This is a genomic window from Methylobacterium sp. J-118 (genome assembly GCF_057836565.1).
Genome location: NZ_JBYQFA010000001.1, coordinates 5,683,938 through 5,706,256 on the forward strand (window position 1 = coordinate 5,683,938; position 22,319 = coordinate 5,706,256).

At 69.4% G+C, this 22,319-nt stretch carries 27 protein-coding genes, 1 tRNA gene and 1 pseudogene; 16 read left to right on the plus strand and 13 right to left on the minus strand.

What is annotated here, in order from left to right:
- Positions 1–53 precede the first annotated feature (53 nt).
- The 3 genes from AC3IF3_RS27705 to AC3IF3_RS27715 form a co-directional block, all read right to left on the minus strand.
- Complete coding sequence (locus tag AC3IF3_RS27705) at positions 54–320, minus strand: hypothetical protein (RefSeq protein ID WP_489231097.1); 267 nt, start codon at positions 318–320, stop codon at positions 54–56.
- 355 nt (positions 321–675) lie between these two features.
- On the minus strand, positions 676–1,062 hold the full coding sequence (locus AC3IF3_RS27710; RefSeq protein WP_243965107.1) for a RidA family protein: 387 nt from the start codon (positions 1,060–1,062) through the stop codon (positions 676–678).
- A 57-nt stretch (positions 1,063–1,119) separates the two neighbouring features.
- On the minus strand, positions 1,120–1,419 hold the full coding sequence (locus AC3IF3_RS27715; protein WP_489231098.1) for a DUF1127 domain-containing protein: 300 nt from the start codon (positions 1,417–1,419) through the stop codon (positions 1,120–1,122).
- Between the two features lie 115 nt (positions 1,420–1,534).
- Here AC3IF3_RS27715 and AC3IF3_RS27720 point away from each other — a divergent pair, with 115 nt between their 5' ends.
- Positions 1,535–2,926, plus strand: coding sequence for an aminotransferase-like domain-containing protein (locus tag AC3IF3_RS27720; protein ID WP_489231099.1), 1,392 nt, complete (start codon positions 1,535–1,537; stop codon positions 2,924–2,926).
- Here the strand turns inward: AC3IF3_RS27720 and AC3IF3_RS27725 are convergent.
- Both AC3IF3_RS27725 and AC3IF3_RS27730 read right to left on the minus strand, forming a co-directional pair.
- Positions 2,854–4,260 (minus strand): sensor histidine kinase, encoded by a 1,407-nt coding sequence (locus AC3IF3_RS27725; protein WP_489231100.1) that lies wholly within the window; start codon positions 4,258–4,260, stop codon positions 2,854–2,856. The genes AC3IF3_RS27720 and AC3IF3_RS27725 overlap by 73 nt on opposite strands.
- On the minus strand, positions 4,260–4,925 hold the full coding sequence (locus tag AC3IF3_RS27730) for a response regulator transcription factor (protein WP_489231101.1): 666 nt from the start codon (positions 4,923–4,925) through the stop codon (positions 4,260–4,262). Before AC3IF3_RS27730 ends, AC3IF3_RS27725 begins: the two co-directional genes overlap by 1 nt.
- A 498-nt stretch (positions 4,926–5,423) precedes the next feature.
- Between AC3IF3_RS27730 and AC3IF3_RS27735 the strand changes: the two genes are divergently transcribed.
- The 3 genes from AC3IF3_RS27735 to AC3IF3_RS27745 all read left to right on the plus strand — a co-directional run bounded on the left by AC3IF3_RS27735 (position 5,424) and on the right by AC3IF3_RS27745 (position 8,337).
- Entirely contained in the window at positions 5,424–6,113 is a 690-nt protein-coding gene (locus AC3IF3_RS27735) for a DNA-binding protein (protein ID WP_489231102.1), read from the plus strand.
- Between the two features lie 93 nt (positions 6,114–6,206).
- Positions 6,207–6,506, plus strand: coding sequence for a hypothetical protein (locus AC3IF3_RS27740; RefSeq protein WP_489231381.1), 300 nt, complete (start codon positions 6,207–6,209; stop codon positions 6,504–6,506).
- 79 nt (positions 6,507–6,585) lie between these two features.
- The gene (locus AC3IF3_RS27745) at positions 6,586–8,337 is read left to right on the plus strand and encodes an ABC transporter ATP-binding protein (RefSeq protein WP_489231103.1); all 1,752 of its coding nucleotides are present in this window, start codon (positions 6,586–6,588) and stop codon (positions 8,335–8,337) included.
- Between the two features lie 63 nt (positions 8,338–8,400).
- Here AC3IF3_RS27745 and AC3IF3_RS27750 read toward each other — a convergent pair whose 3' ends face one another.
- Positions 8,401–8,895 (minus strand): DUF4279 domain-containing protein, encoded by a 495-nt coding sequence (locus AC3IF3_RS27750; RefSeq protein ID WP_489231104.1) that lies wholly within the window; start codon positions 8,893–8,895, stop codon positions 8,401–8,403.
- Entirely contained in the window at positions 8,882–9,013 is a 132-nt protein-coding gene (locus tag AC3IF3_RS27755) for a hypothetical protein (protein WP_489231105.1), read from the minus strand. Before AC3IF3_RS27755 ends, AC3IF3_RS27750 begins: the two co-directional genes overlap by 14 nt.
- A 284-nt stretch (positions 9,014–9,297) precedes the next feature.
- Here AC3IF3_RS27755 and AC3IF3_RS27760 point away from each other — a divergent pair, with 284 nt between their 5' ends.
- From AC3IF3_RS27760 to AC3IF3_RS27790, 7 genes are all read left to right on the plus strand, one after another.
- Positions 9,298–10,173, plus strand: coding sequence for an aldose 1-epimerase family protein (locus AC3IF3_RS27760; RefSeq protein ID WP_489231106.1), 876 nt, complete (start codon positions 9,298–9,300; stop codon positions 10,171–10,173).
- Between the two features lie 3 nt (positions 10,174–10,176).
- Positions 10,177–10,884, plus strand: a complete 708-nt coding sequence (locus tag AC3IF3_RS27765) for a uroporphyrinogen-III synthase (protein WP_489231107.1) — start codon at positions 10,177–10,179, stop codon at positions 10,882–10,884.
- A gap of 105 nt (positions 10,885–10,989) precedes the next feature.
- Positions 10,990–13,212 carry a translation initiation factor 2 gene (locus tag AC3IF3_RS27770; protein WP_489231108.1) on the plus strand — a complete coding sequence of 741 codons (2,223 nt, stop codon included), beginning with the start codon at positions 10,990–10,992 and terminating at the stop codon, positions 13,210–13,212.
- Positions 13,213–13,337: 125 nt separating this feature from the next.
- Positions 13,338–14,867 carry a heme biosynthesis protein HemY gene (locus AC3IF3_RS27775; protein ID WP_243965124.1) on the plus strand — a complete coding sequence of 510 codons (1,530 nt, stop codon included), beginning with the start codon at positions 13,338–13,340 and terminating at the stop codon, positions 14,865–14,867.
- 229 nt (positions 14,868–15,096) lie between these two features.
- Positions 15,097–15,531, plus strand: a complete 435-nt coding sequence (locus AC3IF3_RS27780) for an NUDIX hydrolase (protein WP_243965130.1) — start codon at positions 15,097–15,099, stop codon at positions 15,529–15,531.
- Positions 15,532–15,632: 101 nt separating this feature from the next.
- Positions 15,633–15,707, plus strand: a tRNA-Thr gene (locus AC3IF3_RS27785).
- Between the two features lie 220 nt (positions 15,708–15,927).
- Positions 15,928–16,068: a hypothetical protein gene (locus tag AC3IF3_RS27790; RefSeq protein WP_243965126.1), complete on the plus strand. Its 141-nt coding sequence runs from the start codon at positions 15,928–15,930 to the stop codon at positions 16,066–16,068.
- Between the two features lie 426 nt (positions 16,069–16,494).
- Here the strand turns inward: AC3IF3_RS27790 and AC3IF3_RS27795 are convergent, their stop codons facing one another.
- Genes AC3IF3_RS27795 through AC3IF3_RS27805 form a run of 3 tightly spaced genes read right to left on the minus strand, consistent with a single transcriptional unit; the run spans position 16,495 to position 17,782 of the window.
- The gene (locus tag AC3IF3_RS27795; RefSeq protein ID WP_489231109.1) at positions 16,495–17,073 is read right to left on the minus strand and encodes a hypothetical protein; all 579 of its coding nucleotides are present in this window, start codon (positions 17,071–17,073) and stop codon (positions 16,495–16,497) included.
- The gene (locus AC3IF3_RS27800) at positions 17,070–17,288 is read right to left on the minus strand and encodes a hypothetical protein (protein WP_489231110.1); all 219 of its coding nucleotides are present in this window, start codon (positions 17,286–17,288) and stop codon (positions 17,070–17,072) included. Before AC3IF3_RS27800 ends, AC3IF3_RS27795 begins: the two co-directional genes overlap by 4 nt.
- Entirely contained in the window at positions 17,285–17,782 is a 498-nt protein-coding gene (locus AC3IF3_RS27805; protein ID WP_489231111.1) for a hypothetical protein, read from the minus strand. The genes AC3IF3_RS27800 and AC3IF3_RS27805 overlap by 4 nt, the downstream gene beginning before the upstream one ends.
- A 249-nt stretch (positions 17,783–18,031) precedes the next feature.
- On the opposite strand from AC3IF3_RS27805, the gene AC3IF3_RS27810 reads away from it, so the two are divergent.
- From AC3IF3_RS27810 to AC3IF3_RS27820, 3 genes and pseudogenes are all read left to right on the plus strand, one after another.
- Positions 18,032–18,190, plus strand: a complete 159-nt coding sequence (locus tag AC3IF3_RS27810; protein ID WP_243961740.1) for a type II toxin-antitoxin system antitoxin — start codon at positions 18,032–18,034, stop codon at positions 18,188–18,190.
- A 773-nt stretch (positions 18,191–18,963) separates the two neighbouring features.
- Complete coding sequence (locus tag AC3IF3_RS27815) at positions 18,964–19,290, plus strand: hypothetical protein (RefSeq protein WP_489231112.1); 327 nt, start codon at positions 18,964–18,966, stop codon at positions 19,288–19,290.
- A 4-nt stretch (positions 19,291–19,294) separates the two neighbouring features.
- A pseudogene (locus AC3IF3_RS27820) lies at positions 19,295–19,375 on the plus strand (transcriptional regulator); the annotation flags it as partial.
- Between the two features lie 90 nt (positions 19,376–19,465).
- On the opposite strand, the gene AC3IF3_RS27825 reads toward AC3IF3_RS27820, so the two are convergent.
- Together AC3IF3_RS27825 and AC3IF3_RS27830 are read right to left on the minus strand one after the other, a co-directional pair.
- Positions 19,466–20,341 (minus strand): Kiwa anti-phage protein KwaB-like domain-containing protein, encoded by an 876-nt coding sequence (locus tag AC3IF3_RS27825; RefSeq protein ID WP_489231113.1) that lies wholly within the window; start codon positions 20,339–20,341, stop codon positions 19,466–19,468.
- Positions 20,338–20,853 carry a hypothetical protein gene (locus tag AC3IF3_RS27830; protein WP_489231114.1) on the minus strand — a complete coding sequence of 172 codons (516 nt, stop codon included), beginning with the start codon at positions 20,851–20,853 and terminating at the stop codon, positions 20,338–20,340. The genes AC3IF3_RS27825 and AC3IF3_RS27830 overlap by 4 nt, the downstream gene beginning before the upstream one ends.
- A gap of 343 nt (positions 20,854–21,196) precedes the next feature.
- Between AC3IF3_RS27830 and AC3IF3_RS27835 the strand changes: the two genes are divergently transcribed.
- The gene (locus AC3IF3_RS27835; RefSeq protein ID WP_489231115.1) at positions 21,197–21,346 is read left to right on the plus strand and encodes a hypothetical protein; all 150 of its coding nucleotides are present in this window, start codon (positions 21,197–21,199) and stop codon (positions 21,344–21,346) included.
- A 191-nt stretch (positions 21,347–21,537) separates the two neighbouring features.
- Entirely contained in the window at positions 21,538–21,783 is a 246-nt protein-coding gene (locus AC3IF3_RS27840; RefSeq protein ID WP_489231116.1) for a hypothetical protein, read from the plus strand.
- Between the two features lie 150 nt (positions 21,784–21,933).
- Here AC3IF3_RS27840 and AC3IF3_RS27845 read toward each other — a convergent pair whose 3' ends face one another.
- Positions 21,934–22,224, minus strand: coding sequence for a ribosome modulation factor (locus tag AC3IF3_RS27845; protein ID WP_489231117.1), 291 nt, complete (start codon positions 22,222–22,224; stop codon positions 21,934–21,936).
- Positions 22,225–22,319: the final 95 nt, after the last annotated feature.

Consider the following 22,319-nt stretch of genomic DNA (forward strand, 5'->3'; position numbering starts at 1 on the left):
GAGTGCCCGAAGCGCATTGACGGCCTCAAGGACCGGGTCGGCGACGTCGAGCGTCATCCCTGGACCGGGAAGCCCATGATGATCGCGGTTCTCACCATCGTGCGACGCATGCTCGGCAAGGTCGCCGCGTCGGCCAGCAGCTTCTTGGCCTGCGGGTGCATCTCGATCGCCTTGGCCATGCCGATGGTGTGCCCGGACTTGAACGCGAACGGCTTGATGTCTTCGTCCTTCAAGTAGGCAGCCGTCGCTGCCTCGATTTCCTCGTCCGTCACCTCGGACTTGCGGCGCAGGTCGCCGACGGATGGGATCTCTTTGGCCATGCCGCCGGCCTATTATCCGGGCTTGCGCCCGTCAAACTTCATTCCCGGCCCGAAGTGAGTTTCCAAAGGTAGAAAGTCTGACGGTGCTTTGATGCGTCAGCATTTCCGCCCCGCCTGTCACGCCGGAGGTCGCGGGTTCGAGCCCCGTCGCCCGCGCCACGTCCTTCCAGATATTCCTCGAGACCTTCTCCGCGATCGAGCCAGGGACCCGTTCGTGTCCGAGGGCAGCCTTGGCATGGGGGAGGGTTTCCAGTCTTTGGCCGGGCCGCCTTCGGCGCGTCGATCCCGGGGCACGCCGACTGAATCCGGTCAGTGACTGCCCGAGCGCGCCGCGGATCGCGGCACGCATGCGCGCTCAGGGCCGCGGGACAGACGCGACCATCTCGATCTCGACCCGTGCCGCGAGCGGCAGTGCCGCCACGCCGATCGTCGTGCGCGCTGGATAGGGTTCGGCGAAATAGTCCGCGTAGACCCGGTTCATGGCGGCGAAGTCGGCCATGTCGGTCAGGAACACGGTGCACTTCACCACATCCCCGAAGCCGAGCCCGGCCGCCGTCAAAACCGCGCCGAGGTTTCGGAGGCATTGGTGAACCTGCGCCGCGATCCCACCCTCGACCAGCCGGCCGGTCGCGCCGTCGATCGGCGTCTGGCCGGACAGGTAGACGGTATCGCCGACGCGGACACCGTGCGCGTAGGGGCCGACCGCCGTCGCGCCCGGAGCGATCACGGGACTTCTGCTCATCTGTGGGATCTCCTTGATGGCGCGTCGGGCTGGGCCCGACGCGCGCCGGCCGTCCCGTCACCAACGCCGGATCACCGCCCGGGTGCGCCGCCGCGCGTCACGCCGGCCCACAAGCAGGAGGATCGCGTCGCCGGTGCCCGGCACGCCGGCATCCGCCACGTCCTGCGGCGTCAGCCCGATATCCTTCAACTCGCGCTCGGTCAGCGTCGAGAGACGCTGCAGCACGCGCCGGTTCATCGCCCCCCGCGACAGGCCGGCCCGCAGGTCGGCGCCGAACGCGGCGAGGGATGCGACCGCCCGGGCGATCCACGGGGTCCGGGTTTCGGCTTCGGCGGTCTCGGTCAGGCAATGGTCCATGGCTCCCCCTCCTCTGTCTCTCCGGGGCCGGGTGACCGTGGAGCGGCAGGGCTGGCAGCGACAGGAACACTTCGGTACGGTTCGAAAGAATTGTCCGGCAGAATGAGCAGTACGGATGTCGCTGGCCGTCAGAGCCCCGGGAACCCGCGTCGAGGCCGTGGCCGGGGAGATCCGCGAGCGGATCGCCGCGCGGCGGCTCGTCCCCGGCGTCCGGATCCCGTCGGTGCGGGCCTTCGCGGATGCGATGGGCGTCTCGAAATCCACCGTCGTGGAGGCCTACGAGCGGCTCGCCGCCGAGGGCGCGGTCGTGGCCCGGCCGGGCTCGGGTTTCTACGTCGCCGGCAAGACGCGGCCGCTCTCGCTCCAGGCGATGGGGCCGCAACTCGATCGGATCGTGGATCCGCTCTGGATCACCCGGCAGGCGCAGCAGGCGGGTTCGGACCAGCTCAAGCCCGGGGCGGGCTGGCTGCCCGATTCCTGGATGCCCCACGAGGCGATCCGGCGGGGCCTGCGCCGGGTGGCCAAGGCCGACCGCGCCGAGATGACCGATTACGACCGGCCCCTGGGCTACGAGCCCCTGCGCCACCAGATCGCCCGCAAGGTCGGCGAGAAGGGCGTCGGCGCCGAACCCGACCAGATCGTGCTGGTCGAATCGGCCACGCAGGCGCTGGACCTGGTCTGCCGGTTCCTGCTCCAGCCCGGCGACACCGTGCTGGTGGACGATCCCTGCTACTTCAACTTCCTGGCGCTGCTGCGCGCCCAGCGGGTCGCGGTGGTCGGCGTGCCGATGACCCCGGAGGGGCCGGATCTGCCGGTTCTCGCCGCCCTGCTGGAGCGGCACCGGCCGCGCTTCTACCTGACCAACGCGGCGCTCCAGAACCCGACGGGGATGAGCCTCGCGCCGAAGGTGGCGCACCGGCTGCTGAAGCTGTGCGAGGCCCACGACACCCTGATCGTGGAGGACGAGATCTTCGGCGATCTGGAGCCCGATCCGGCCCCGCGGCTCGCCGGCTTCGACGGGCTGGAGCGGGTGATCCAGATCGGCAGCTTCTCCAAGACCCTGTCGGCGGCCGCGCGCTGCGGCTGGATCGCGCTCCGGGCCGACTGGGTCGAGCCGTTGGTCGATCTCAAGCTGGCGCTCAGCCTCGGCAACGGCCACGTCACGGCGGCCCTGGTGCACAGCCTGATCACCGAGGGCTGCTATCGCCGGCACCTCGCCGAGACCAAGCGGCGGCTCGCCGGCGCCATGGTGCAGGCCTCGGCGGAACTGCGCGCCTGCGGCCTGGAGCCCTGGGCGCAGCCCCGGGGCGGGTTCTTCCTGTGGATGCGTCTGCCGGACGGCCGCGACGGGGCCGCGGTCGCCCGCCGGGCGCTGGCCCGGGGCATGGTGCTGGCCCCGGGGACCTCGTTCAGCCTGTCGGAGGCCTGGAACGGCTACATGCGCTTCAACGTCGCCCATTGTGCGGATCCGCGCATCCGCCCGATCCTGCGGGAGGCGCTCGGCTGAGGCGGGGAGGTCAGGCCGGCAGGACGAGGTCCGCCCGCAGGCCGCCGAGATCTCCGTGCCCGAGAGTCAGGCCGCCGCCGTAGAGTTCGGCGAGCTCCAGGGTGATCGGCAGGCCGAAGCCGTGGCCCGGCACGCCCTCGTCCAGGCGCCGGCCGCGCGCCATCACGGCCTCGGCGGCCGCGCCGTCGAGACCCCGCCTCGTCCTCGACGCGGATGCGAACCACCCCGTCCCGGGCCAAGGCGGAGACCTGCACCCGCCCCCGGCACCAGCGGCAGGCATTGTCCACGAGGTTGCCGAGCATCTCGTCGAGGTCCTGGCCCTCGCAGGCCACCGAGAGGTCGTCCGGTACGGCGAGATCAAGGGCCACGCCCTTCTCGGCGTAGAGGCGCGCCAGGGCGTCGCGCAGGTCCGAGAGCCGCGGGGCCAGCGGCGTGCGGCCCCGGGCCGAGCCGGCGAGCGCCGCCGCCCGGGCCCGGCGCAGGTGATGGCGGACCCGGCGGTCCATATCCTCCACCTGCCGGCGCAGGCCGCCGTCCGGGTCGCGGGCGGGGTCGGCCAGCGCCATCGACAGGGTGGCGAGCGGCGTCTTGAGGGCGTGGGCAAGGTTGGCGACGTGGCCCCGGGCGCGGTCGAGGTTCTGCGCGTTCTGGTCGAGGAGCGCGTTGAGTTCCGCCACCACCGGCGCGATCTCGGCGGGCTGCTCCGCCGGCACCCGCTCGCGCCGGCCGGCCCGCACCGCCGCGAGGTCGGCGCGCAGCCGCCTCAGCGGCGCGAGGCCGAGGCGCACCTGGACGGCCAGGCCGGCGAGCAGGCACAGGCCGAGGATCCCCAGCGCCAAGGCGAGGCTCGTCAGCGCCTCGCGCAGCGGGCCGCGCAACTCCCCCTCCGGGGCCGCCACCACGATCGTCGCGGGCGGGGGCCCGGGCAGGGCGAGCACCCGGGCGACCAGCGGCTCGCCCTGCGGCCCCGTGCCCGAGGCCGGGTGCGGCCGGCCCGGATCGTCCTCGGGCCCCGGATCGGACAGCCGGATGTCCCCGCCCCGCAGCGAGCCGGAGCGGATCGTCTCGGGTCCGCGGTGCACCTCCCAGGCCCAGCCGGGGCCCGGCCGGTCGTAGGGCGGCGCATCGAGGGTCTGGGGCAGGATCCCGGCCTCGAGCCCGGCCCGGAGGGCGACGATCTGCGTGTCGAGCCGCCCGTCCAGCTGCCCGCGCACGAACCGGTGCAGGATCACCCCGATGGCGAGGCCCGCCACCACCAGGGCCGCCAGGACCAGGATGAGGGCGGCGGCGAGCAGGCGGGCGCGGAGCGAGCGGCGCGGCGTCCCCTCGCCCATCAGGCGGGATCCGCGTGAAGGCGGTAGCCGTGGCCGCTCACGCTCTCGATCCGCGCCGGGGCGATCTTCCGGCGCAGGCGGGTGATGATCACCTCCACGGAGTTCGAATCGACGTCCGCGTCGCCCTCGTAGACCCGCTCGATCAGGTGCGGGCGCGGCACCACCGTCTCGCGGTTGAGCATCAGGCAGGACAAAACCCGCCATTCCAGCCCGGTGAGCTTGAGCGGCAGGCCCTCGTGCTCGAAGGCGCCGAGGCCGGGATCGAAGCTCAGCGGCCCGCAGGCGATCCGGCTGGCGCCGCCGCCCTGCGACCGGCGCACCAGGGCGCGCAGGCGGATCACCAGCTCCTCCACCCGGACCGGCTTGACGAGGTAATCGTCCGCCCCGGCCTTGAAGGCCGCGACCTTGTCGCTCCAGCCGTCCCGGGCGGTGAGCACCAGCACCGGCAGGGTCCGCCCGGCCGCCCGCCAGGCCCGCAGCACCGAGACGCCGTCACCCTTCGGCAGGCCGAGATCGAGCACGACCGCGTCGTAGCCCTCGGTCTCGCCGAGATGCTGGGCGTCCTCGCCGGTGGCGGCGTGGTCGAGCACGAAGTTCTCCCCGCGCAGCACCTTGGCCACCTCGGCGGCGAGCGCCGCGTCGTCCTCCACCAGCAGGATCTTCACCCGTTCCCTCCTCCGGCCCCGGTCTCCGCAGATCGGGCCGTGCCCGGTCCGACAGGCCGTGCCGGACCGGATATTCCGTGTGGCGTCCCGGTGAAATACGCGCCTGAGATCGCCTCTCCGTCAGCACGCGCGCAGCGACGTGACCCAGGGCAGCGCCACGGCCGGCATCGCGGCGCTGCTGGATTGCTTCGGTGCGCGCGCACAGACGGCGGCGTCGAAGCACTGAGCGGGACGCCGCACGATCCCTTTCATCCACCCGGCCCCAAAACCCAATGACCACGGGAATTTAGGGCGAGGTCCTCATGGACTGTGTCAGTTCGATCGCCCGACATCAGCCCGCGTCCTCAAGCCCTTGAGACCGCACGGGTTCCCCGCGACGCCGCTCTACGGTGACGGGTTTAACCGGACCTGAACCATCCGGTTCAGACCGGATTGGAGCCGCCCCCTTACGAAGGGGCCACGGATCGAACGGATCCGGACCCATCGAGAGGACGAGAGATGAGCGACGAGACAACCATCGACGGCACCGCCCGGGAGATCCGCGGGCCCGCCGCCGGTACCGAACCCCGCGGCCGGAGCGCGATCCCCCGGCGGACCTGGGTGGTGGGCGCCGTCGCGGCGCCCCTGGTGCTCGGCGCCCTGGGCCTGTCCCTGGCGCAGGGGACGACCTTCCAGCCGACACCCGTGGAACCGGTGGCGATCCAGGCGCTGGCCCCCTCCGGAGCCATTGCCGTCAAGGGCGCAGTCGCCGAGATCTTCGGCAACAAGTTCGTGGTCCAGGACGGGACCGGCCGGGCGCTGGTCGAGACCGGCCGTGCCGGCGAGGGCGGCGGCCTCGTCGCCAAGGGCGAGGCCGTGACCGTCCAGGGCCGGTTCGAGCAGGGCTTCCTGCACGCCAGCGTCCTCACCCACGGCGACGGGCGCAAGGTCCTGCTCGGTCCGGCCGGCGGGCCGCCGACGGGCAGCCTCGACTGGGCCAAGGATCGGATCGGCCTCGGGCCGAAACCCGATGTCGCCGCCCTGACGGCCACGGTGCAGGCGGCCGGCTACAGCGACGTGCGCGTCACCGGCCGCGGCCCGCGCCACCTGGAGGTCGCCGCCAAGGACCGGGACGGGGGCGAGCACCAGCTCCATGTCGGCTTCGACGGACAGGTCCGCGAGCGGCCGGTCCCGGGCGCGCGGCCCTGAGCCCTGGGCCGGTTGCAGGGGATCGATGCAACCGTTTTCCCCCTGCCGCGTCCTCCTGTCTCTCACCCGGACAGGAGGCGCTCCGTGGAACCGATGAAGCCGATGGAACCGATGAAGCCCATGGAACCCATGAAGCCGATGAAGGGCATGGAGCCGTTCTGGCCCAAGGATCTCGGCGATCCGTCGACCAGCGGCTCCCAGAACGGGATGAAATACGCCTTCTTTCCGGACAAGCACCGCCTGGTGATCGAGCGCGACGGGCAGGTCTCGACCTACGATAGCGGCGACCATCGGATCGGCGGCGTCGCCCAGGCCGACGGGGCCACGAAGTCGCTGACCTTCACCAGCCAGAACGGCGACGTCGACCTCGGATCCCTGAAGAAGCTCGACTGAGCCCGGCGTGGACAGGCCGGGGCGGCGCGCTTAAGCCCGGCCCGGCCATGCGAGACGCCCCGCCGACCCCGCCGACGCCATGCGCGCGCTGATCGACCTCGTCCGCGCCCTGCGGGCGCCCGACCGGCGGCGCCTCGCGCTGATCGCCCTCGGCCTCGCCGGGGCGGCCCTGCTGGAGGTGGTGGGCGTCGCCTCGGTGATCCCATTCCTGACGCTGGTCGGCGACCCCGCGGCGGCGGCCCGCATCCCCTACCTCGCCCAGGCCCGGTCCATCCTCGGCCTGACCGATGAGCGCGGCTTCCTGCTGGTGACTGGCGGCGCGGCGCTGGCGGCGATCCTGGTGACCGCGCTGGCCAATGCCGGGCTGACCTACGCGCAACTCCGGTTCACGCATCTGGCGGGCTACGGCTTCAGCCGGCGCCTGCTGTTCCGCTACCTCGACCGGGAGCGGCTCTTCTTCGCGCAGGCCAACAGCGCCGAACTCGCCAAGAACGTGCTGTCCGAGACCGACCGGCTGGTGGTCGGCGCCCTGACGCCTGCCACCGTGCTGGCCTCCCGGGCGAGCTCTGCGCTCGCGGTGATCGCCTTCCTGCTGGCCTACGCGCCGCAGCTCGCGCTGATCCTCGGCGGCGGCTTCGGGGGGCTCTATGTCGGGATCTATCTCGTGATGCGCGCCCGGCTCGCCCGGCTGGGCAGCCGGTCGGTGGCCGACAACGAGGCGCGCTTCCGGATCGTGCAGGAGACCTTCGGGGCGCTCATGGAGCTCAAGCTCTACGGCCGGGCAGAGGCCTTCGCGGCCCGGTTCGACGCCCCGGCCCGCGCCTACGCCCTCGCCACCGCGGCCAGCCTGCTCACCGGCCAGATGCCGCGCTTCGTCATCGAGGCGCTGGCCTTCGGCGGGGTGATCGTGGTGGTGCTGTTCGCCCTGGCTCAGGGCCTGGAGGTGGCCGGGATCCTGCCGCTGCTCGGCCTGTTCGCCTTCGCGGGCTACCGGATGCTGCCGGCCTTCCAGAACATCTTCACCTCGGTGGCGCTGCTGCGCTTCACCCTGCCGGCGGTGCGGGTGATCGTCGACGAACTCGCCGACGAGCGGGCGCCCCCGCCCCGCACCGCGGAGCGGCTGCCGTTCTCCCGGGAGATCCGGCTCGAAGGGATCGGCTTCGATTACGGCACCGGCCGGCCGGCGCTCGCCGGCATCGACCTGACGATCCCGGTCAACGCCACGATCGGCCTCGCCGGGCGGACCGGCTCGGGCAAGTCGACCCTGGCCGGTCTGCTCCTCGGGGTGCTGAGCCCGGGCGCCGGGCGGATCACCATCGACGGGCGCCCCCTCGATCCCGGCACCCTGCCCGCGTGGCAGAACCGCATCGGCTACGTGCCGCAGGACGTGTTCCTGGTGGACGGCACGGTCGCCGAGAACATCGCGCTGGGCCTCGACACGCCGGATCCCGCCGCCGTCGAGCGGGCGGCGCGGCTGGCGGGCGCCCACGACTTCGTCTCGGCCCTGCCGCACGGCTACGGGGAGCGGGTCGGCGAGCGCGGGGCCCGGCTCTCGGGCGGCCAGCGCCAGCGCATCGGCATCGCCCGGGCGCTCTACCACGACCCCGACGTGATCGTGTTCGACGAGGCGACCTCCGCCCTCGATGAGGAGACGCAAGGGGCGGTGATGCGGGCGCTCCGGGCGCTCTCGGGGCGGCGGACGCTGATCCTGATCGCCCACCGCCTCTCGACCCTCGAGGGCGCCGACGCGGTCCACGTGCTGGAGGCGGGGCGGCTCGTGGCCTCCGGGGCGCCCGGGACAGTGCTGCCGGGGCTCGGCACGGCGGCGTGAGGAGGCGGATCGGTCTCAGTCCACGCCGGTGATATCGCCTGACGGTGAGGCGACTCCAGCTGCTCAGGCCGCCTGACCATCGATCCGTTTCGGATCGCCCCCCTTGGTGGCGAAATCGGTCTCGATCGTACCCTGCAGCCGGCCGATCAGGTTCTTCAGTCGCGGGTTCACGGCAGGGGGCTGCGCGCCGGCTCCGCCGAACCAGAACAGCGTGACCAGAGTCGAAAGGCCATCCGCATCGACAAGACGCTTCAGGCGATCGAACCTCCGATCCTGATCTGCACGGGACGCGTCGTGGGTCAGAACATCCACGATGAATGCGGTATGATCGGCCAGCTTGGGCGTCTCGACGTGATCCTTCGAGCTCAGCAGCCAGTACCCGGTGCCTCCGACCTTCTCCAAGCCGCGCTTGCCGAGCCTGTAGGTCTCGCCCTGTCCGTAGGCGAGCGTCGGCGTGACGCGCAGGAGGCTGGACAGGGTGGACGCGTCGAGGCGGTCGCCCTCGAATCGGAGGGTCGCGAAGGCCTTCAGGGCGGACGACGGGTCAGTCTTCGTCATAGATGTTGCCGATATCCTCGCCGCGTGAATCGGTCACGTCTCCGTTGTCGTAGATGATGACGTTATCTGCGCCCCTGAGCCGAGCCGCCGCCTTGATCGAATGAATCGCGGCGCTCACATCCTCCTCCGGAAGCCCGAGCGTCTCGCTGACATAAGGGACCGGATGGCCACGCCTGTTCCAGATGACCCGCCGGCGCGTGTGGTTCCGGGACATGACGCAGGAACACGATACCCTCTGGTCTGCGTGACTCACGCACCGGTGCGGCCGAGACGAGCGATCTTAGCAAAGCCGTCCGCTGCCGGAAGCCGTTCGCGACAGGAGGACCGTCCCGGTCGACACCCCTTGCGCGGCCGCCCGCTTCCGTTACCTCGCCTGCTGCGACAGATGACCGGGAGACCACCGTGACGACGCGCATCGCGCTGACCGCAGCGGACGGCACCACCGCCGCGCTCGCCACCCACGGCGCCGAGCCCGTCTCCTGGCGGGTCGGCGGGACCGAGTATCTCTGGAGCGGCGACCCGGCGCACTGGAACCGCCACGCGCCCTGGCTCTTCCCGGTAGTCGGCGCCTCGGCCGGCGGTCAGGTGACGGTCGGGTCCGAGAGCTACCCGATGGGCCAGCACGGCTTCGCCCGGGACCTGCCCTTCACGGTGCTGGACCGGAGCGCGGAGGCGGTGACCCTGCGCCTGACCGACGGACCCGAGACCCGGGTGCACTACCCCTTCGCCTTCCGGTTGGATGTGGCCGCCCGGGTGCGCCCGGCGGGTCTCGATCTCGACGTGACCGTCACCAATCCCGGCGATGTCCCCCTGCCCTACGCGCTGGGCTTCCATCCGGCCTTCCCCTGGCCCTTCGCGGGCGGCGAGCGGGCCCGGGACGGCGGCTACGCGGTGGCGTTCGAGCACCCGGAGCGGCCCTTCGCCCCGCAGGTCGGTCCCGGCGGGCTGCTGCTGCGCGACGAACAGCCGATCCCCCTCGCGGGCGCGGCGCTGCCCCTCGATCCGGCGCTCTTCACCGAGGCCTTCGTGCTCCGGAATGCGAAGAGCCGCTGGATGCGCTTCGCCGGACCCGGACGGGCGATCCGCATGGAGATGGCGGATTTTCCCCATCTCGCCGTCTGGACCAAGCCCACGGCGCCGTTCCTCTCCCTCGAATGCTGGACCGGCTACGCCGACTGGGCGGATTTTTCCGGCACCCTCGCCGAGCGCGATTCGCAGCGCCTGCTCGCCCCGGGCGCCACGGCACGCCACGGCGTCCGACTGACCCTGGAAGGCTAGGGCATGCGCGTCTGGGTGGCGCGGCCCGAGCCCGGGGCGGCCCGGACCGGCGCGGCGCTGACGGCGCGGGGCCACGTTCCACTGGTGGCCCCGGTCCTGGTGGTGCGGCCGACCGGGGCGGTACCGCCGGACGGGACGTTCGACGCGCTGCTGCTGACCAGCGCCAACGCGGTACCGATCCTGCGGGACGCCGCGGTCCCGCGGGGCCTGCCGGTCTTCGCGGTGGGCCCCCGGACGGCCGCGCTGGCGGAGCGCGCCGGCCTCGGCCCCGTGCGGGAGGGCCCGGGGGATGCCGGCGGCCTCGCCGCCCTGGTGGCCGGCACGCTCGCGCCGGGGGCGCGCCTGCTCCACGCGGCCGGGGCCGAGCGCAAGCCCGAGCCGGGGGCGACGCTGGCGGCGGCGGGCTTCTGGGTCGCGACCTATGTGGCCTATACGGCGGAGGCTTTGCGCAGCCTGCCGGATTCCGTCGGCAGTGCCTTGGGCGGCGGCGCCCTCGACGCCGCCCTCCATTATTCCCGGCGCAGCGCCGCGGTCGCCCTCGCGCTGGCGGAAGGCGCGGGCCTGGGCGGAGCTTTCCGCCGGTTGAGGCATTACTGCCTGTCGGCGGATGTCGCCGCACCCCTGGAAGCGGCAGGTGTTCCGGTCCATTTCGTCGCGGTGCGTCCGCGGGACGTGGACCTGCTGGATGCTCTCACGCCCGCGCCCGGCTAGGCGTGCGGTGACAGGGAGGCCCGGCCGCCGTATCTCGCCCTCGCGCCCGGGGCCGTGGCGGTGCTAGGGGGGCGCGGCGACGCCGAAGAGTTGGAGGACTTGCCCGTGACGCCACCACCCAGCGACGCCGACAAGCCCGGATCCGGTGGCCGCAGGCCCGATCCCGCGCCCGCCAGACCCGGGCAGCCCAATCCGTCCGGGGCGGAGACCCGCGCGTCCGCCGCGCCGGCCGGCGTGACCGGAGGCCCGAAGCCGGGCCTGCCGGGATCGTCCGGGGCCGCCAAGCCGCCGCAGACGGCCGTTGTGCCGCCGCAGACAACCGTTGTGCCGCCGAAGCCGGCGACCGAGCCGGTCGTGGCCGCCAAGCCCGGCGCGATCGACACGAAGCCCGAAACGGGCAAGACCGGCTCCGCGGCGGACGGCCCGAAGCCGTCGGTCGGCCCGGCCGCGCAGCCGAACGCCGCCAAGCCCGACGTTTTGACGTCGGAGGCCGCCAAGGCCGCGGATTCCAGGGATACGTCATCGAAGCCCGAGACCGACAAGGCCGAGCCACCGAAGTCGGGGGCCTTCGCGGCGTCGGGCCCGGACGCCGCGAAGGCGGGGGCGTCGACGGCCACGGCCGGCGGGCGCGTCGAGCCCGGTAGACCCGATCCCGCGCGGAGCGAGCCGCCGAAGCCCGGCCAGCCGGGGGCGGGCCCGCAGCCGGGTTCCGGCCCGCGTCCGGGCGCATCCGCCTCGGGTGCCGCGGGCACGGTCGCGGCCGGCGCGGTGACGTCCGGGCCGATCATCGACATGAAGGCCAAGCGCATCCCCGATCCGCCGCCCCCCGGCAAGGAGGCGTCGAAGGAGCCGTCACGGGAGTCCGCGAAGGAGCCGCCGAAGGGGCCGATCCCGGGGGTGGCTCCCGGCGGCGCCGCGTCCGCCGCCGCGGCGCCGGCTGCCCGGTCGCGCGCCGGCTTCGGCTCCCTCGCCACCGCGGGTTTGCTCGGCGGCGTGATCGGGGCCGGCCTGTTGTTCGCGGCCGAGACGGCCGGTCTCGGCCCGGACCCGCGCCTGAACGCCCTCGATCAGAAGCTCTCGGGTCAGATCGCCGCCCTCGGCACCCGCCTCGACGGGCTCGCGCCCCGGGACGCCCTGGCTGCCCTCGACAAGCGGGTCGCCACCGCCGAATCGTCCGCCAAGCAGGCCCTGGACAAGGCCGCCAGCGCACCGGCGGCGGCCGCGGCGAACGGATCCGTCGCCGCACAGGCGCCGGCCGTGCCCGCCGATCTGGCGGCGCGGCTCGACAGCCTCGATCAGCGCGTGGCCGCCCTCCAGGAGGAGCCCGGTCGGGACCAGCCGGCGGAGTCCAAGCTCAACGCGGTCCAGGACAACGGAAAGCAGTTCACGGATCTCGATGCGCGGCTGAAGGCGCTGGAAGCGGACGGCGCCAAGCCGGGCGCGGCCGAGGAGGCGTCCAAAAAGATCGCCGCGCTTCAGGGTGAGGTGGAGCAGAGGACCAAGGCGAACGCCGATGCCGATGCGGCCCTCGGCCAGCGCCTCGACACGCTCCAGCAGGCGCTCGACGCGCGGGTGAAGGCCGCTACGGAGGCGGTCCAGGCGGCCACCCAGGCGAGCCGCACCGCCGCCGAGGCGGGGCAGACCCAGGCCGCGGAGGCCACGAAGGCGGTCGACCGGCGCCTTCAGGAGCAGGCCGACAAGATCGCTGCCCTGGACAAGAGCGTGGCGCAGCGCGCGGAGGCGGCCACCGTCCAGGCGGCCCTGCGGGTGGTCGTCGCCGACCGCGTGGCCGCGGCCCTGGAATCCGGGTCTTCGTATGCGGAGCCTCTCGCGACCCTGCGCAAGCTCGATCCGGCCACCGAGGCGCAGGCCAAGGCGCTGGCGCCCTTCGCGGAGGCGGGCGCCCCCACGGCGGCTCAACTCGCCGACGCGTTCCGGCCCATCGCCGAGCGGATCGCCGCGAAGCGGCGGGCGCAGCGGGTCAAGACCGCCGCCGGGACAGGCGACTTCCGCGCCAAGCTCCTGAGCATGGCCGACGGCCTCGTGCAGGTGCGCAAGGCCGATGCCCCGGCCCCGGAGGCCGCCGATCAGCCCGAGGGCAAGGTCCAGGCGGCCTTGGATCAAGGCGACCTGCCCGCCGCCGCCACGGCCTTCGCGGCGCTCCCGCCCGAGGCGCGGGACGAGGCCGGCGATTTCGGCGCCAAGCTCAAGGCGCGGGCCGAGGCCGAGGAGGCCGCGCGGACGCTGCTCGGAACTGCCTTCAAGGCCCTCCCGACCGGCACCGCGTCCGCCCCCGAATCCGCCCCCGCCGCGTCCCCCGGCCGCTAGGACGGTGATCGCCGCGATCCGCGCCCTGCGCGGCCGCAACCTTTCCGGGCGGGCGTGCAGGCGCTCCGCCCCTCCCGCACACAGCGACCGTCGCCGCGCGGCCGTCGACAGGAGACACTGATCCCATGTGGCGCGCCCTCGCCTTCCTGGCCCTGCTCGCACTCGCCGCCTTCGGGGCGGTCTGGATCGCCGACAGGCCTGGCACCGTCACCATCGTGTGGGACGGGTACCAGATCGGCACCAGCCTCGCGCTCGCCCTCGTCGGCGTGATCGTCGCGGCCGTCGTCCTGGGGCTGCTCTGGGCGATCGTGCGCGGCGTCATCGGCCTGCCCGAATACCTGGTCCGCGGCTCCGCCGAGCGGCGCCGGGCCAAGGGCCTCTCGGCCCTGTCCCGGGGCATGGTGGCGGTGGGCTCGGGCGACCCCCTGGCGGCCCGCCGGTTCGCGGGCGATGCCGAGCGGCTCCTCGGCACCGAGCCGCTGACCCTCCTGCTCAAGGCGCAGGCGGCGCAGATCTCCGGCGATCGGGATGCCGCCGAGAGTGCCTTCCAGCGCATGGTCGACGATCCGGAGACCCGGGTGCTGGGCCTGCGCGGCCTGTTCGTGGAGGCCCGCCGCCGGGAGGACGAGACCGCCGCCCGCGCCTACGCGGCGGAGGCCGCCCGCCTCGCCCCGAGCGTCACCTGGGCCAACGAGGCCCTGCTCGAGGCGCAGAGCGCCGACGGGGACTGGGTCTCCGCCCTGGAGACCATCGAGCGGCGCTCCTCGCTCGGGCTGATCGACAAGGCCGGCGCCCGGCGCCAGCGGGCCGTCCTCCTGACGGCGATCGCGGGCGAGCGCGAGGCCGGCGAGCCCGAACTCGCCGCCGAGCGCGCCCTGCACGCCATCAAGCTGGCGCCCGATCTGGTTCCGGCGGCCTGCATCGCCGGGCGGCTGCTGGCCCGTCGCGGCGACCTCCGGAAGGCCGCGCGCATCGTCGAGGCGGCCTGGAAGGCCAACCCCCATCCCGATCTGGCCAAGGTTTATCTCGGCCTGCGCCCGGGCGACTCCGTCCGGGACCGCCTCGCCCGCGCCGAGGTCCTGGCGAAGCTGTCCGTCTGGGATCCGGAGGCCCGTCTCGCCCTGGGTCAGGCCGCCCTCGACGCGCGGGACTACAAGCGCGCCCGGGAGGCCGTGAAGCCCTTGCTCGCCGAGCGCCCGACCGTCCGCGCCTGCCTGATGATGGCGGCGATCGAGGAGGCCGAGCACGGCGCCGCCTCGGGCCAGGCCCGCGAGTGGCTCGCCCGGGCCGCTCGGGCCCCCCGCGACCGCGTCTGGATCGCCGACGGGATCGCCTCCGAGACCTGGGCTCCGGTATCGCCGGTCAGCGGCCGGCTCGACGCCTTCGCGTGGCGGGAACCGCCGAACACGCTGGCCGCCCCGGCTGCGGTCGAGCCGGAATCGGAACCGGCCGCGCCCGTCCTGGTCCCGGCCGGACCGAGCGGACCCGGTCCGGTCCCGATCGAAAAGAGCGCGCCGGGACCGAACCCCGCCGTCGCTGCGCCGACGACGGGCGCGCCGAGGACCGCCGGGACGGATCCGGTCTCGGCCGGGATGGCAGCGGTCGCATTGCCGGCCTCCGGCTCCGCCGATCGCGCGGTGCTCCGGACCGGATAACTGGCTTCGTCGCGGTTGCGCGGGCGCTCCGGGATACGGCCGGTGGTACAGGTGTTGTATAAGGGCCGTAGACATCCCTCTAGCGCTGTCCGTCGCGAGACTGTGATCCCGGCTGTGCACCGCGCCGCCGCCGACTCGAGGACCCGATCATCCGCCTCCCCCCGCCCGCTTCGGACACGCCGCCGGCCCGGCCGGATCCCCGAGTCGTTTCGTGTCGCGCGGTGCGGCCGTGACGGTCCTCGACGATGACGGCGAGCCGCGGCGGCAGGTCGGCGCCCTGCCGTTCCGGCAGGGGCGGGACGGCAAGCCCAAGATCCTGCTGGTGACGTCCCGGGAAAGCCGGCGCTGGGTGATCCCCAAGGGCTGGCCGATGAAGGGCCGTAAACCGTTCGAGGCCGCGGCCCGGGAGGCCTACGAGGAGGCCGGGCTGCGCGGGGCGGTCGGCAAGCGGCCGATCGGCCATTATCTCTACCAGAAGCGCCTGAAGAACCTCGAACCCGTCCTGTGTCAGGTGAAGGTCTTTCCGCTGGAGGTGCGCAAGCAGCTCAAGCACTTCCCCGAGGAGAACCAGCGCGAGTTGCGCTGGTTCTCGCCCAGGGACGCGGCCGAGGCGGTGTCCGAGCCGGGTCTCGCCGCCCTCATTCGCGCCGCCTGCCGCACGTAAAACGTCCGGATGGAACGTGCGGCGTTGCCAACGCGGCGGCGATCCGTTATGGCCCCATTCGGCCGGACGGACACGCCCCCCGCGGGGCGCTCCGGTCACCTGCTGCGGTAGCTCAGTGGTAGAGCACTTCATTGGTAATGAAGAGGTCGACAGTTCAATCCTGTCTCGCAGCACCATACACTTAGCTCGGATTTCGGGCTCTCCATAAAGCCTCTGGGTAACGCATCGGGTAACAGCCGATGCACACGATTTCGCGTCCTTTTGTCCGCACGAGCTGCGTTCCTAGGCTGCGGTGTCCGACAGATTCACCTGTCGACAACCTCGGAAGCCAGCAATTTCGAGGTCCCCTATTCGCTACCCTCCGGCGCCGCCTAGGCGGGTGTGGAGTGCGTAACGATGGCCTCGATTAAGATCCGCGTGGCGGGTGACGGTTCGTTCGGCGTCTATCGGAACGGGGCGGCCGTCGCGTCCGGCCTGACGCGGGCTCAGGCCGAGCGCTGCGCGACGGTTCTGAGCTGGATTGCACCGAGCCACTAGCCCTTCCTGTCTGATCGGATCCATAGCCGGCATACCCCGAGTGTCGCACGCTCTTTGCTTTCGACGCCGCGTCGGCGGCGTTGGGCGCCTTGCCGACCTCCACGCCCGTCCCGCGGCAACTTTCTCGGAAGCAGCGGGCGGGCGTGGACGCACAGTTTTTGCTACGCTGTCCTGTCGGGTCTCCTCTCGACCTCCACGCTCGCCCTGAGCATCGCCCCCGATGCAGACGGGCGGGCGTGGTTGCCTCGGAGGGGGTGATTCCCTCAGACCACAATTTGGCGCCTAAGCCATTGAATTGATTGGGCTTAGGGGCGAGTCTCTCATGGATGATTTCCACGAAAACGACGTTCGCCGTGATCAGCCCGGCCGAGTTGAGGATTTTACGTCAGGTTGATGCAAAAGGCCGCCCGCGGCCGAGCCGGGGTATCAGTAAAGGTTCAGCTGATCCGGCTGGCCAGCACGGCAAGCCAGAGCCGCCGCGTTCGTCCTGCGGGCACGGGCCCGGACAAGCGCCTCATCGGCGTGACGCCCGAGCATTTCGGCGCGAGCGTGCTCCGCGAAGGCGAGGCGGATCTGAGCCAGGGCGAGGAAGGCGTATATCATGCGCATGGCATGCCCTCCCCGTGCCGCATTAACCTCGCATGCGATGGCGAGCGCGATGCACTCGAGGTAGGCGAAACCGGTATCGGCGTGAGACCGTACCTCCGCTTCGGCCTCCTCGATCGGCCAGATGCGCGCGAGGCAAGCGGCCTTAGCCATACTGTCGGCCCAGCTCGACGAGGGAAAACCGGCTACGAGCGCACGCAGACGTCCGCTCTGGCAGCTGTTGTCCTTCGTGGGCCATTCATCATCCGGGCGGTCGTCCATCACGGCGCGTTGAGCGTCGTGCTCCTCTATCAGCTGAGTGAGGCCCGGCGAGACGGTCGGGGTGGCGACCGCCGGCACGGATGCCAGCGGGGCCGCGAGGATAGCGCCGAGCGCGGCGCGGCGGGTGGAAGCGCTCATCGTGCCCTCCCCGCTGCAGCGTCGAACGCCTCGTTCCATCGGGCATCGAGGCGCTTGCCGACCTCGGCCCGGACGTTGCTGATGACCCAGACTTCACCCGGGTCAATCATGCACGTTCCGGTGCCCATGTGATTGAGCACGCCGGCCCAGCGCTCGACCGCCAGGATGTCGTCCTCCATCGCGGACATGGGACGATAAGCAGGGTTCTGGCTCATGCGCGCGCCTCCCGATCCTTGCGAGCGCGCATCGCCTCGGCTTCGCGGCGAGCCTTGCGAGCCCCATCGGCGACCCGCGGGTCATACCCGTGCATCCGAGGCACCACGTCGTCCGGCTGCGCATCGTGCGGCTCGTCCTGGATGTCGCCGCCGTGCTCGTTCTCCTCCTCGCGATCGGAGCCAGCATCGTGCTCCTGATCGTCCGAGTTGCCGCCGGCCCAATGGTCTTGATCGCTATGACGGCAGCGATCTTCATACCCCCAGCCGCCGGTGGTGATCGGCTCCGGCGCGCCGAGGCTGGGTTCCGCGTCGGAATCACCGTCCAGCACATCTAATAAAGCGAGGTCGGCCTCGATCCGGTCGGCGATCCGGCGGCGCAGATCGCGGACGCGGTGGCGGTCGACACCATCCTCCTCGACGAAGTAGCGGATCAGGCCCTCACGGATGGCCTCGATCGCGGCATCGGCGTGCGGCAGCGGCTCGGCCGCCCGCATGGCGCGGATGGCCTGGGTGACGGGGCCCGGCTGCCTACCGAGCCCCTGGCCTAATAAGGGCGGGGCACTGCGGGACAGAGGTAATAAGGGCGTGCGTGTGCTATGGGCGTGGGTAGCCATTGACGTAGCTCCAGTGCGTTGATGGTCAGGCTCGTCGCGGTGCTCCAACACCTCGGCGGGCCGCTTGCTGCTGCAAGCCGCTGTCTGTATAGTGTCTATACACGGCCGGCGTCAAGACACTGTCTACACATGCAGCAGCGAAAAAAGACGGCGCAGGTCAATCTGCGCATCGACCCGGCCTTGAAGGAAGCGGCTGAGTCCGCCGCCAAAGAAGATCAGCGCTCGCTCACCTCCCTGGTCGAGAAGCTCCTTACCGAGCACCTGAAGGCGAAGGGCTACCTGAAGTGAAGATCATTACCGTTGGCGATCGCGGAGCGATCAGATGCGTGCAATCCTCATTGCCGCGGTAGTCGCGATCGCGGTTGTCGCAGTCGTGGTTCTCAGTCAAGTCGTGACGCACGGCTAGGGCGAACCTGATTCGCTGTGGCCTGTCGACCACGCAAATTCTGAATTGGCCAAACGTTCAAATTTTGCGCTGGCAGCCGGCGGTAGGCTAAGTGCATCACTGGGCTCGCTTCTACGAGCATACGCCCATGCCGATGCCTCTCTACGACCGCCTACACCGCTATATCGTGGTTGCGCTGCTGTGCGGCGGTTTAGCTATGATCGGAGCGGCTTGGCTCTGGGACGGCTTGTGACGGACTGATTTACCGGCCAGGGCTACGTGCAGCATCCGAGGATCTTGAGGGATGAGCCGGATCGCGACCATCGTGAGTGTAGCGGTCGTGGCAGCGGCAGGTACGCATGTGCTTACAAACGAGGGCGTCGAGCACGCTCCCCTGAAGGTGCTGGGCGCCGGGCTTATCGCGAGCGGCCTTGTTGCGCTACTGAACCGGGCATGAGCTGCCCTGAGCCCGATGAGTTGTTCCGCGCCCGTCTCCTGCGAGTCGTTGCTGATCACGAGCGGCATCTCGTGAGAATGGCGTATGGTTCGTTCCTTGATCGCATCGGCCGGAAGTACGACCGGTTTAGGACCGGAGTGCCACTGAAGGGCCTCGACGGCTTCAAGGATGACATCACCGGGGACGAGACCTGACCGCATCCTGCGCCTTGTAGGCAAGATGCTGAAGGCGGACGGTCGAAGCCGGCTCCAAGCACTCTACATGGTTCACATGCCCACGCTCGGCCTCACACTCCCGCTCCGCATCTGCATCCTTGACGACGCCGCCTGCGTCGAGGACGCCAACGGCCGACGTACCGGGTTCGTCGCCTGGTCGGATGGTGGTGCCGACGCTGGCGATGAACCGTTCACGCGTGCCGAGGCTATCGAGCAAGTCCGCCTTATCGCGAGCGCCTGGGCCAACGCGTTGGTCAGCAGCGGCACGCTCGATACCGGCCCCGCCCCCGAACCAGGCGCGGCCGGTGCCGAGCCATCGCCGGAAGGCTGAGGGCGCCCTCGAAGCCGCGGGTGTCATCTCCATCGAGGAGAACGGCGAGGGGCCCGGGGTGCGGCTGAGGAAGGCCGGCGGGTGAGCGGAAGAGGCGTGGCATTCCGAGCCTCTGCAGCGGCCAGCCGATTACTCGGGTGCTCGCACCATCAGGCCAACGATCGGCAAGTCTGTTCTATTTTTTCAACGAACGTTTTGAATTTGATAAATAGTACTCCCCGCGCAGTAATGATTTAAAATAATCCTCGTCTAAGAACCGCAGCAGAGCTTTCAGTTTTGCTCTTTCAGTCGGCAGAACGATTGAAGTTGTTCCATTTACGTCTATTGTAACTACATCAATTCCAACAAACTTTGCATGTTGTTTTATTTCGTCAAGAGGGACGTCTTCAAGTATGCCACTCTGCATGATGAAAGAAACCTTCCGCCTGATCACTGTATCGGACGCTTCGATCAGAGCCTGCATGTCATCAACTTTAACATTGCCAATCGAAGCAAAATTTTTGAGGTCTTCATCCGTTGCGTCCTTATAGTATCTGCTCAAATCGAATATTCTACGGATCACCGCAAAGTTAAAGAATTCCAATTTTTTGTTCGTAAGTATTGCACATAGTTTATCGTCCAAGGTCAACCCAATACCTTCGACTTTCTTGTACACGTCGGCTGAATGGAAAAATGAAAATCCACGGTTCGAAAGAACTCTTCGCTTGTCAAAGCTTTGAAATAAAATAATCTTATTCGCTCCTTCGACCCGTCCTGTGAAAATTGCCTTGATGTCCTCAAAATCGGCGCTGTCGGGCCTTATAGGTAAAACTGACAAAGGACTGGCAATCGCCGCGTGCATTTCATCGAGGTCTTCGAAATCATCAATAAATAGCACTTCTCCATCGTCTGGCTTATATTTGCCGTCGAAAGCAATCGACTCGGCGGCGGCCCTTCTGAAGTCAGCTTCCTGTTGGCCGAATATTTTCTGAAGTTCTTTTTGGACATCGCCGGCCAGCTCGAATTTTGTTACCCTTCGAGCGCTATTTTTAGATAAAGCAAATAGATTCATCGCCCGACCTCAAGAAGCATAGACCCGGATATCTTCTTTACCGTTTTGACATCTTGCGGTTTTAATATTTCTTTGTTTGTAATTAAGGTGAAGACCATGCCATTACCAGATTCGATTTTGTAAAATCGATAGCTAAGCAACCGCATTACAGGGCTTGGAACGGTCGCGTCAGTAAACCATGCAAAAATGCTGGCAAAAACAACAAGAGACCCTAGTGTCCATACCGAAATATCGCCAGCTTTGATGAAAAATGGCAAGATATATGTCACGACAAGTCCCAACATAAGCGAGTCATAAGACTCTACCTTCTTCGCTTCGAAATTATATTCTTCCCCATAATATCTTAAGGTGGCGATGATATAGATCACAAATAGGCAGCCGATAATACCAGCAATCATGTAGTAGGCGCCATCCCATACATTCCCCGGCGGCAGCATGCGTGCGACGCCGAGGCTGATGAGAGCCGGGGAGAATGCGGTCACGAATAGTGCCGCTTTGATCGAGTTTCTCATGGGTGCAGGTCGCGCGAACGAACCATGAATCTATTGAGTCCCATACGGCGAGGCAAGCCTTCGGCAGGCAGCGTAAGGCGTGCTAGATCCGCCTCGATCGTACCGTCGAGGTTGATGCTCTCGACACCGTCTTGGCTCCAGCTATCCTGCCGGGATGCGCACAGCCCTCGCCGCCCTCGCTCTCGTCGTCGCTGCCGGGCGGGTGCAGGCTCTGAGCGGGGCCTGACCTCGCAGCCGTCGATTGGTACACTGCCTGGCGATGCACAAGCTCCCGCCTGCCAGCCTGTACCGCCTCCGCCTGCTTTCTGAGACTGGCGCACGCTTCTATCCGGTGACCGCCTACATGCGTCGCTTGGAGGTGCTCGGCCTCGTAGCAGCCACCGGGCGGGCGGATCCCGAGAAGGACAGCGCCGAGTACCAGATCACCGATGCGGGTCGGGCCGAGCTGGAAGAGCGTTATGGGCCAGCTTCGCCAAAACCCGGCCGAAGCTGAAGCAACTTCGCCTTCGCCATCTGCCGCCCGTGGTCATGCTCGCTGTCGTTGAGGAGGTTGCCCACGGTCGAGGTCGTGGTTCTGGCGTCCGCGCGTTGGCGTGACGCAGGAACGGACTCTACGGCGACAGGTTGGCCCCGTTCAGAAACAGGGTCAGCCTCAGCTAGGCCCTCCGTTACGGGAGCGCTACGATGGCGAACGCCGGCAAACACGGTATGCACCCCGGTGCTCAGGGTAAGGGTTCTGGCTCTGGCGCGATGACCGAACTGCCAGAAGGTGTGCTCGGTGAGAACGAGGTGTTGAGCAACCGCGACAAGGCTCAGCACGATGACGAGCGCGGCCTCGACAGCAAAGGCGTGCAGACGGACCAGTATCAAGATCATTCTGCCAACCGAGCGGCTGCTGACGAGGCCACCGAGAAGCCCAAGCAGCCCTAACCCCCGTCGGCAGACGCCATCGGCCGCCCCCGCCGCAGGACCACGTCCTTGAAAAGGGGCGGCGCCGGTAGAGCCTCAATCCGCTTTCTGCATCTGGGCGCCGCTCCGTTACACGACGTCTTGAAAGAGATTGCCGGCGGCAGGCAAGGCTCAGGCGTCAGTGATGGGTACGTCGGGCCCATCTTCCCTGGGTGTGCCGTCATAACCGTCCATCCACGCCCGGCGCTCCGGCATATCTGCATGATAGGGGCAGCTATCCTTCGGCAGGCCGACCGCTCGCGCGTGCGCTCCCTCGGCGATCGCCTCAAAGATGGTGGGGTGACGCGTGTCCATCGCGTTGTCGCCCTCTACGGTATCGAGCCGTTTCGTGAACCGGACGATTCGCCCAGCACGGTCCCACAGGGTCGCAGATCCTGCGCGATTGGCAATGAGGCTGCCCACGCGCGCTCCGAAAAGCTGCAGAACCTTCGAGCATGAAAAAACCCGCGCCGGCGAACCGGGCGGGCTGAGTAGGTCCGTGGTCTCAGGAACGAACT

Bases quoted from the DNA above. Each gene is read 5' to 3' on its own strand.
- AC3IF3_RS27720 (WP_489231099.1), top strand. From the start codon at position 1,535: ATGTCGCTGGCCGTCAGAGCCCCGGGAACCCGCGTCGAGGCCGTGGCC.
- AC3IF3_RS27825 (WP_489231113.1), bottom strand. From the start codon at position 20,341: ATGAATCTATTTGCTTTATCTAAAAATAGCGCTCGAAGGGTAACAAAA.
- AC3IF3_RS27715 (WP_489231098.1), bottom strand. From the start codon at position 1,419: ATGGACCATTGCCTGACCGAGACCGCCGAAGCCGAAACCCGGACCCCG.
- AC3IF3_RS27750 (WP_489231104.1), bottom strand. From the start codon at position 8,895: ATGACGAAGACTGACCCGTCGTCCGCCCTGAAGGCCTTCGCGACCCTC.
- AC3IF3_RS27765 (WP_489231107.1), top strand. From the start codon at position 10,177: ATGCGCGTCTGGGTGGCGCGGCCCGAGCCCGGGGCGGCCCGGACCGGC.
- AC3IF3_RS27740 (WP_489231381.1), top strand. From the start codon at position 6,207: ATGAAGCCGATGGAACCGATGAAGCCCATGGAACCCATGAAGCCGATG.
- AC3IF3_RS27810 (WP_243961740.1), top strand. From the start codon at position 18,032: ATGCAGCAGCGAAAAAAGACGGCGCAGGTCAATCTGCGCATCGACCCG.
- AC3IF3_RS27725 (WP_489231100.1), bottom strand. From the start codon at position 4,260: ATGGGCGAGGGGACGCCGCGCCGCTCGCTCCGCGCCCGCCTGCTCGCC.
- AC3IF3_RS27710 (WP_243965107.1), bottom strand. From the start codon at position 1,062: ATGAGCAGAAGTCCCGTGATCGCTCCGGGCGCGACGGCGGTCGGCCCC.
- AC3IF3_RS27830 (WP_489231114.1), bottom strand. From the start codon at position 20,853: ATGAGAAACTCGATCAAAGCGGCACTATTCGTGACCGCATTCTCCCCG.
- AC3IF3_RS27815 (WP_489231112.1), top strand. From the start codon at position 18,964: ATGCTGAAGGCGGACGGTCGAAGCCGGCTCCAAGCACTCTACATGGTT.
- AC3IF3_RS27805 (WP_489231111.1), bottom strand. From the start codon at position 17,782: ATGCGGGCGGCCGAGCCGCTGCCGCACGCCGATGCCGCGATCGAGGCC.
- AC3IF3_RS27800 (WP_489231110.1), bottom strand. From the start codon at position 17,288: ATGAGCCAGAACCCTGCTTATCGTCCCATGTCCGCGATGGAGGACGAC.
- AC3IF3_RS27705 (WP_489231097.1), bottom strand. From the start codon at position 320: ATGGCCAAAGAGATCCCATCCGTCGGCGACCTGCGCCGCAAGTCCGAG.
- AC3IF3_RS27735 (WP_489231102.1), top strand. From the start codon at position 5,424: ATGAGCGACGAGACAACCATCGACGGCACCGCCCGGGAGATCCGCGGG.
- AC3IF3_RS27745 (WP_489231103.1), top strand. From the start codon at position 6,586: ATGCGCGCGCTGATCGACCTCGTCCGCGCCCTGCGGGCGCCCGACCGG.
- AC3IF3_RS27840 (WP_489231116.1), top strand. From the start codon at position 21,538: ATGGCGAACGCCGGCAAACACGGTATGCACCCCGGTGCTCAGGGTAAG.
- AC3IF3_RS27795 (WP_489231109.1), bottom strand. From the start codon at position 17,073: ATGAGCGCTTCCACCCGCCGCGCCGCGCTCGGCGCTATCCTCGCGGCC.
- AC3IF3_RS27775 (WP_243965124.1), top strand. From the start codon at position 13,338: ATGTGGCGCGCCCTCGCCTTCCTGGCCCTGCTCGCACTCGCCGCCTTC.
- AC3IF3_RS27835 (WP_489231115.1), top strand. From the start codon at position 21,197: ATGCGTCGCTTGGAGGTGCTCGGCCTCGTAGCAGCCACCGGGCGGGCG.
- AC3IF3_RS27790 (WP_243965126.1), top strand. From the start codon at position 15,928: ATGGCCTCGATTAAGATCCGCGTGGCGGGTGACGGTTCGTTCGGCGTC.